General features: G+C 70.4%; 2 protein-coding genes and 1 pseudogene. 1 reads left to right on the top strand and 2 read right to left on the bottom strand.

Translation table 11 applies throughout. The annotated features are described in order from the left end of the window. Positions 1-1,337: sensor histidine kinase (locus tag AOK11_RS33990; RefSeq protein ID WP_055597517.1), on the bottom strand; the 1,337-nt coding region annotated here is incomplete at its 3' end. After that, a complete protein-coding gene (gene afsQ1, locus AOK11_RS33985) occupies positions 1,334-2,011 on the bottom strand; it encodes a two-component system response regulator AfsQ1 (protein ID WP_029394402.1) in 678 nt (225 codons plus the stop codon). The genes afsQ1 and AOK11_RS33990, both read right to left, overlap by 4 nt. Positions 2,012-2,278: 267 nt before the next feature. Between afsQ1 and AOK11_RS33980 the strand changes: the two are divergent. Next, positions 2,279-2,554, top strand: a pseudogene (locus AOK11_RS33980) (SigE family RNA polymerase sigma factor); the annotation flags it as partial.

Below are 2,554 nucleotides of genomic sequence, written 5' to 3'. Positions count from 1 at the left end.
TCCCCGTCCCCGTCCCCGTCCTCGGCCCCGCTCTCCTCCCGCACCGACACCCGCACCGGCGAGCCGCCGTGCTTGAGCGCGTTGCCGATGAGGTTGGCGAGGATCACGTCCAGCCGGCGCGGGTCGATCCGGGCGTGGATGCCGCGCTCCGCGTCCAGTTCGACCGCGTCCAGCCAGGCACGGGCGTCGATGCAGGCGGTGATCTGGTCGGCGATGTCGACGTCGTCGAGGACGAGACGGGCGGTGCCCGCGTCGAAGCGGGTGACCTCCATCAGGTTCTCGACCAGGTCGTTGAGCCGCCGCGTCTCACTGACCACGAGCCGTACGGCGGGCTCGACCATCGGGGCGATGCCGCCGCCCTCGAACTCCAGCTCCTCCTCGAGGACTTCCGTCACGGCCGTGATCGCGGTCAGCGGGGTGCGCAGCTCGTGGCTCATGTCCGCGACGAACCGGCGGGACGCCTCGTCCCGGGCGGCCATGTCGGCCACCCGTTTCTCCAACGCCTCGGCCGCCTTGTTGAACGTCCGTGACAGGTCGGCCAGTTCGTCCGTGCCCGACACCCGCAGCCGGGTGTCCAGCTTGCCCTCGCCGAGCCGCCGGGCGGCCGTCCCGAGCCGCTGCACCGGCTTCAGCACGGTCGTCGCCAGGGCCTGCGCCAGCAGCGCGGAGCCGATCAGGGCGAGCCCGGTGGCGATCCCCAGCGACCAGGCGAGCGAATTGAGGTCCTTGGCCTCCGGCTCCAGCGACTTGAGCATGAAACCGGTCGGCCCGCCGCCGATCGTCCGGGTGCCCGCCACCAGATAGGGGGTGTCGCCGGCGACGATCCGCTGCCAGTACAGGTGGTACGCGTGCTTGTTGGTCGAGGTGATCTTCTGCCGCTCGTTCACCGCCTCGCGCAGCGAGACCGGCACGTCCTGCAGCGAGAAGCCGCTCAGCCCGCCCGAACTGCCGTACACGGTACGGCCGTGGGGGTCCTCGGCGATCAGCAGCACCGAGAACCGCTGGCTGCTGTTGGCCATCTGACCCGCGGTGTACTGCAGTTCCTCCTGCGTCGGCCGTTCGGGCAGCGCACCCGCCCGGTTCTGCATCTCCTGCTCGAAGTCGCCCAGGACCGCGTCCTGGGTGCGGGTGAGCACCGCCTCGCGGTTGAGCCAGTACGCGATGCCCGACGCGGACACCGCGGCGGTGAGCGCGACCAGCCCGAAGACGACGACGAGCCGCAGCCGCAGGCTGGTGAAGCGCAGCCGGGACCAGACGCCCTTGCGCGCCGCGGACCAGCCGCGGGACCCGCCGTGGTGCTCCTGGTGCTCTTGTTGCTCTTGTTGCTTCTGTGTCACTGAGGCGGATCCAGCCGGTAGCCCACACCCCGGACCGTACGGATCAGCGTCGGGGACGACGGCACGTCCTCGACCTTCGCGCGCAGCCGCTGGACGCAGGCGTCCACGAGCCGCGAGTCGCCCAGGTAGTCGTGCTCCCACACCAGCCGCAGCAACTGCTGCCGGGACAGCGCCTGGCCCGGACGCCGGCTCAGTTCGAGCAGCAGGCGCAGCTCGGTCGGCGTCAGCTGCAGGTCCTCACCGTTCTTCGTCACGGTCATCGCCGACCGGTCGATGACCAGGCTGCCGAAGCTCGCCGAGTCGCTGGACTCCCGCTCCCCGCGGCGCAGCACCGCCCGGATCCGGGCGTCCAGCACCCTGCCCTGCACGGGTTTGACCACGTAGTCGTCGGCACCGGACTCCAGGCCGACCACGACGTCGATGTCGTCGTTGCGCGCGGTCAGCAGAATGATCGGCAACTGGTCGGTGCGCCGGATGCGCCGGCACACCTCGAATCCGTCGATGCCGGGCAGCATCACGTCCAGCACGATCAGATCCGGCCGCTGCTCGCGCAGCAGCTTCAGACCGTCCTCACCGCTGGCAGCGGTCGCCACGCGGTGACCCTGGCGCGTCAGTGAGAGCTCCAGGGCCGTGCGGATGGCGTCGTCGTCCTCGATCAGCAACAGGGAAGGCACAGCATCATTCTGGCGCATGGAGGGCCCCCTGTACGACCCGTGGGGGCAGATGCCCGTTGGGACCGGATAAGGGCGGCTACGTGCACCGACGCCTGTGGAGAAGGTGTGTGCGACGGCGGCTCCGCGCCCCGGACGGCTCCTGTGACAGGCCTGTGACAGTCGGCGGACACGGCGATGAAGTCGCCCCGGCAAGATTTTCGTCATCAGCAGGACGGCAAGCGGCACCGCAAGGCGAACACACCGGAAGTCCACGACGGGGGGCGCGAGATGAACACACTGCACGGCACCAGCAACAGCGCAGTTGTCACGCGTCTGCACGACGTGCACCGAGGTGGCGAGAAGGCCGGTGCCGCGACCAAGCGGGGGTGCGGTCGCGGCACCGGGCGTCACACCGGCTTCATGACGGTGATCGACGCGCCCACGGGGGGCACGGGGAACACGGGGGAAACGCACGGGGGAAGCGCGTACGGGGAGGAGCGGGGGGAGCGCCGTTCACTGTCGGAGGTGGAGTTCACCGCCTACGTCCAGGCGCGACGCGCCTCC

Source organism: Streptomyces hirsutus, from assembly GCF_001418415.1.
Lineage (GTDB): Bacteria > Actinomycetota > Actinomycetes > Streptomycetales > Streptomycetaceae > Streptomyces > Streptomyces hirsutus.
The sequence above is the reverse complement of the archived record's forward strand: the minus strand, read 5'-3'. Positions and strand labels throughout refer to the sequence as shown.